This window comes from Lyngbya sp. CCY1209 (assembly GCF_035615495.1).
Classification (GTDB): Bacteria; Cyanobacteriota; Cyanobacteriia; order Cyanobacteriales; family Microcoleaceae; genus Limnospira.
In genome coordinates this window covers 1-6,045 of the sequence record NZ_JAJENU010000569.1, presented here as the reverse complement: position 1 = coordinate 6,045, position 6,045 = coordinate 1, and the positions used below count along the sequence as shown (strand labels likewise).

Genomic DNA, 6,045 nt, shown 5'->3' with positions numbered 1-6,045 from the left:
GCGTCGGTAGCTTGAGCCGTCAAGCTAAACGTGCCTTCGGTTAAGGCGGCGGTGGGGGTGAAACTCCAGTTGCCGGAGTCGTCGGCAGTGGTAGTGCCGAGCTCGGTTCCGTCTTGATAAATAGTGACGGTGCTTCCGGGTTCGGCGGTGCCGGTGATGTCGGGGGTGGTGTCGTTGGTGATGCCGTCGTTGGTGATAATTGGGGTGTCGGGTGGGGTAGAATCCAGAGTGTAGGTTTCTCCGGTATTAAACGCCTCGGTCAAGCTATTCCCGGCATTGTCTGTGATGGTGGGGTCGGTGGCGGTGTCGAGTCGCAGTTCTCCTTCCCCGCTGATGTTGTTAATGGTGACATTGACGGTTGTTCCAGTTGTAGCAGATAGGCTGGCGATCGCACCACCGGCTGTCCCGGTCGCATTCAGGTTAAAATCACCCGTGTCCAAATTCTTGACCGCTTCGCTGAAGGTGACGGCATAGGTCACGCTATCGGCACTATTAATATTGGCATCGGTGGGATTTTGCCGGGTGATGCCGGTGATGGTGGGTGCGATGGCATCGATATTGATTCCCGTGGTATCCCCCACATTGTTGAGGGTGCCTGTCACCTCATTTCCGCTGGCATCTTGGATGGCCGCACCGCTTGCCAAAACCAACTCATTGTTGACTTCCAGACCATTATTATTGTCAATATCTCCCGGTGCGATGGTGTAGCGAAAGATGTGGAAGTTTGAAGAGGAACCCGTTCCGACCAATGCGGCGTCAACGGTTCCGGTGTCTAAGGTGATGGGAAGGGTGACATCCCCGGTGACGGTGACGGGTTGCGTGAAGTTAACGATAAAGTCCAGATTATCCCCCGCCTTGAACGTCAACGGAGGTGGAACCATAACGCTGCCAATTTCGACGCTGCTGGCCATCAGTTGAATGGGGAAATTGAAGGGATTTTCATCGCTGTCATCATTGCTGAGTGCAATCTCACCCGTTAACGTCCCCACGCCGTTTCCGGTCAATGTCACGTCAACGGTCGTGCTGTTTCCGGGAGCGATGACGGTATCCGCAAATGTGGCGGTGCCGCTGATATCGGTTCCGGTGATTGACAGGGGTTCGGTGAGGGTTAAATCGCCCCCTCCCGTATTATTGATGGTGAAGGTTTTGCTGACCGAACTGCCGATAACGACTTCGCCAAAATCGACCGGGGTCGTCGTGCCGTCGGCAATATCTGTCGTCCCGTCGAGGACTGCAATTTCGCCCGGAGGGATGGTCAGTTGAATGGGGAAATTGAAGGGATTTTCATCGCTGTCATCATTGGTGAGTGCAATCTCACCCGTTAACGTCCCCACGCCGTTTCCGGTCAATGTTACGTCAACGGTCGTGCTGTTTCCGGGAGCAATGACGGTATCGGCAAATGTGGCGGTGCCGCTGATATCGGTTCCGGTGATTGACAGGGGTTCGGTGAGGGTTAAATCTCCGAATCCGCTATTATTAATAGTGAAGGTTTTGGTGACTCCAGTGCCGACAACTGACTCGCCGAAATCGACCGGGGTTGTCGTGCCGTCGAGAATGTCTGTCTCACTGTCAAACACTTCGATTTCCGGGGGTGTGGCTTCGTAAGCGCCGATATCGACGATGTTGTTAATAATTCTGTCAAATCCTGCTCCCCGTTGGTCGTAGGTCAAACCCGTGGCGTTGTCATTACTTCCGGCATCGATGGCGGGACTTCCACCGAGCAAGGCGTGGGTTTGGCTGAGTCCGCCGTTATCTGCCAATACATCCAAATAGGCGTCTAAGGGGTCGTCTGCGGTTCCCACCAATGAATTATTTGTAAAGGCTGATGCCCCTTCCAAGGTGGTTTCACCCGTAATATCGCCAATTAAGTTGTTGCCCCCATCTACCCAGTTTCCTTCGGCAATGTCGGGATGTTTTATATTGTCTGAATTGTCGATGTTACCGGCAATCAATGTATTTTTAAGTGTGGTTGTACCGGCATTTTGATAAATTGCGCCCCCCTGATCTGCACCATCAAAATTGCTATTGTCGCGGTCTGCAATATTTTTGGTCAAGGTGCTGTTTGTGATCGAAAAATTGCCACCGGCATTGTAAAGCGCACCTCCATTATTGTTCGCCTCGTTTCCCGAAAATGTACTGTTATTAATGGTGGCAATACTGTTATAATAGAGATAAATTGCGCCACCATTGTCGGCAATGTTATTGTTAAATGTACTGTTGTTGATTGTCAGATTTCCGAGGGTGCTGCTGACGTAAATTGCGCCACCATAACCCTCCAGACTACTTCCATTTTTAAAGGTGAGGTCATTGAGGGTTAATGTGGAGTTGGACGGAATGGATAAAAAACGAAATTCGGGAGCGTTGGGATCTCGTTCGATGACGGCTCCGTTTCCGTTGATGGTGAGGGCTCCGCCATCGGGGTTGGCGGCGATGAGGGGTAAGCCGTGGCTGGGGGTGAAGTCCATAGGGTCCGGGGGGTCGGTATTATTGACTTCCGTGAGGGTGTAGGTTCCCGGACTCAGTTCGATCGCATCGTTTTCGGTTGTTCCATTAGCCGTTTCGATCGCATTAATCAATTCATCGACGGTACTGGCGTTGTAAGTCGCCAAAACCCCCGGATAGGCGGCCAGTTGGGAGCGAGAAAAGGGCAATGGGGTGGTGATATTTCCCCATTTGATATCTAATTCCCAGTTCCCCCCGAGTTGACAATTTCCGATTTTTGTGCTAGACGCGGCAATATTCGCGCCGATCGCCCGACCGAGGCGGGACAGGAACCCCCGGGCGCCGAGGGCGACTTCGCAGCCGTAGATGAGAATTTCGGCCGTTTCTCCGAAGGCCCGACCCCACCGTTGCAGTTGGGACTGATATCGGTCCAGGGTGCGACTGTTTAAGTCGGCGTCGCCCAAATGCAGGGTTCCCGGACTGCCGTGGGAGAGGATGTGAAGGGCGTTTAAATGGGAATAGTGAGTTAAGATATCGGTAATTTGTCGGACTCCATCTCGGCGGCGATCGATGAAGGCAACGGGAATATTTGTTAGTAGTGCGTCCCGGAAAAGATGGGTGTCGGTGACGGAGCGATCGATGACTAAAAGTTGAGAGATAGGGGGAAGATTTGATTCGGGGATGTCGGCTTTACCGGCGATCTGGGAGGGACAGTCAAGCATTTTTATTCACCTTTTTCGGGAAACTTGATAACTCAATGCTATCCCACTCTTTCTTAAATTCTATTCAAAGTCCGTTTTTTGTTATAAAAAATAATATTTGATGAAAACAGCCAGATTTTGTTTACAAAACAAAATAAAAGATGGCGATCTGAGTCAACATTTGTGAAGGCCAAAACCGAAAATTTACGGTCGTGTTCGATTCAATTTGATTCAGTCAAATGGGCGATCGCGATTCCGGGAGCGATCGCCCGCCCCGGACGGCCATCATCCCCCCCGCCGCCCCGGACGTTAAAAAAAACTAACGGATTCCGCTTCCCGCCCGGGCCGGTGATACAGTACAACTGCAAAATTCGATAAATAAAGATCGAACTCCTAGTTTTGGAGGAGTTATGGCAGAAGTTTATATTGTTTCCGCGACTCGGACTCCCCTCGGCCGGTTTGGAGGGGGGTTGTCCGGGCTTTCGCCCGCCGATTTGGGCGCCCACGCGATGAAATCGGCGATCGCCCAGGCGGGAATTTCCGGCGAAAACCTGGATCTGTATATCTTTGGAAACGTGCTGCGGGCCGGACACGGACAACTCGTCCCCCGTCAGGCCGCCCTCAAAGCGGGCATTCCGGCGACGGTGGACGGGTACGCGATCGATATGGTCTGCTCGTCGGCGATGATGAGCCTGATCAACGGCTGTTACACCATCAAAGCCGGAGAAGCCGACTTGGTGCTGGCGGGGGGGACCGAATGTATGTCCCAAACCGGGTTTTTCCTCTCCCACCGGGCCCGCTGGGGGTACAAATTCCTGATGGGGGCGCCGGAACAGCTCACGGATATCCTGCTGTATGACGGCCTGACGGATTCCACCACGGGAGACGGCATGGGGGACGAAACCGAACGCCTCGCCGCCGAACACGGATTCACCCGCGAAGCGTTGGATGATGTGGCCTACCACTCCCAGAAGCGGGCGGCGGAAGCGACGGAACGGGGAACCTTTAAAAACGAGATCTCCCCGGTCGAAATTACCAGTCGCAAGGGCACTCAGGTCATCGACGCGGACGAGGGAATTCGCACGGAGACGACCCCGGAAAGCCTCGCCAAGTTGCGTCCGGCGTTCAAGAAGGACGGCGTGTTGACGGCGGGGAACAGTTCCCAGATTTCCGACGGGGCGGCGGGGATTATTTTGGCCAGCGAAGCGGCGGTGAAAGAATACGGTCTGACGCCCATCGCCAAGGTTCTGGGCGGATCTTGGGCCGGCGGCGAAAGCTGGCGGTTCCCGGAAGTGCCGATCCACGCGAGCAAGAAATTGCTCGATCGCCTGAATATGACGGTGGACGATTTCGATTTATTCGAGAATAACGAGGCGTTTTCGGTGAGCACCCTGCTCTTTGAAAAAATGTTGGGGGTTTCCCGGGATAAGTTGAATGTTAATGGGGGTGCGATCGCCCTCGGACACCCCATCGGCGCCTCGGGAACTCGCATTGTCGTCACCTTGCTCAACGCCCTCCAAGAGCAGGATAAAACCTTGGGTTTGGCTGCGTTGTGTCACGGGACGGGTGGCGGTACGGCGTTTGCACTGGAGCGCGTTTGAGCGTTTTTTTTAGCTGTTTTAAAGGAGGAGATAGATGGTCTCTTTAGGATTGGAAGATAAGGTAGTTGTGGTGACGGGCGGTGCGCGGGGTATCGGTGCCGCGATCGTCAAGTTGTTGGTGGAATTGGGGGCGAAAGTCGCCTATATTGATGTCATTGACAGCGAACCGCCGGAGGGGGTTTTGGCGTTGAAGGCGGATGTCACCAAGTTGGAAAGCATGGAAGCCGCCGCTAAGGAAATTCAGGAGAAGTTGGGGACGGTTTACGGCGTGGTTGCCAATGCCGGAATTACGCGGGATAATTTCTTTACGAAATTGACCGATGAAGACTGGGATAAGGTGATCGCGGTCAACTTGAAAGGGGTGAAGAATACCATTCAACCTTTCATGGATGGGATGTACGAGGCGAAGGCGGGATCGATTGTCGGGATCAGTTCGATTTCGGGCGATCGGGGCAATGCCGGACAGACGAATTATTCGGCAACGAAAGCGGCTGTAATCGGGATTATGAAGTCTCTGGCGAGGGAGTGTGCCAGGTATAATGTGCGGGCAAATGCCGTGGCGCCGGGGTTTATCAACACGGAAATGACGCAGAAAATCCCGGATAAAGTGCGGGATAAAATTACGGCCGAAATTCCGTTCCGCCGCTTCGGGGAACCGGAGGATATCGCCTGGGCGGTGGCGTTTTTGCTGTCCCCCATTGCGAGTAGTTATGTCACCGGGGAAGTGCTGCGGGTGAACGGCGCCCACCACACTTAAGATATCGGGTTGGGGGAATTATCAAATTTTTCCCCGACTCCTAACTCCCGATTTCCCTCAAAAATCGCTGGGGAATCAATTCCCCAGCTAATCGCGAAAATCCTCTGAAGAGGATTGGGGAATGATTGATATCAAATTCGGATCATCAGTTAATATATATTTCCAATAATTGAATGGGTAGTACAGGCATCTTGCCTGTATTAAACAAAAATCGTTGTTATTAAAATAATTTTAAAAAGAAGGCAGAATGATGGATTCTATTACCCCCAAAACCGCTGAGGAATCAATTCCTCAGCTAATAGCAGAAATCCTCTAAAGAGGATTGGGGAATGATTGCTTTCATTTAAAATGAATAAAAAGAGAATAAAAAAAATTTCCAGTCCACTTGAGTGGACTTTGGCTATGAGCCTTGAAATTTATTTCAAGGCGGGATGATCGAATAATAGCAATCGGAAATTAACTGATTATAAAGCGCTGCTAGAGGGCAATAGGCAATAGGCAACAGGCAATAGGAAACTGAAATGACCTTTACATCGATGTTTCA

Annotated in this window: 2 protein-coding genes and 1 pseudogene; 2 read left to right on the top strand and 1 reads right to left on the bottom strand. The window is 52.2% G+C overall.

The annotated features are described in order from the left end of the window. Positions 1–3,164 (bottom strand): DUF4347 domain-containing protein (locus LKE08_RS19860; protein ID WP_324705990.1); only part of this gene is annotated, 3,164 nt, incomplete at its 3' end. A 389-nt stretch (positions 3,165–3,553) separates the two neighbouring features. Between LKE08_RS19860 and phaA the strand changes: the two genes are divergently transcribed. After that, on the top strand, positions 3,554–4,744 hold the full coding sequence (phaA, locus tag LKE08_RS19855; RefSeq protein WP_324705989.1) for an acetyl-CoA acetyltransferase PhaA: 1,191 nt from the start codon (positions 3,554–3,556) through the stop codon (positions 4,742–4,744). Positions 4,745–4,778: 34 nt separating this feature from the next. Further along, positions 4,779–5,438, top strand: a pseudogene (locus LKE08_RS19850) (SDR family NAD(P)-dependent oxidoreductase); the annotation flags it as partial. Positions 5,439–6,045 lie beyond the last annotated feature (607 nt).

Coding starts and splice junctions, on each gene's coding strand:
- phaA (WP_324705989.1), top strand. CDS start 3,554: ATGGCAGAAGTTTATATTGTTTCCGCGACTCGGACTCCCCTCGGCCGG.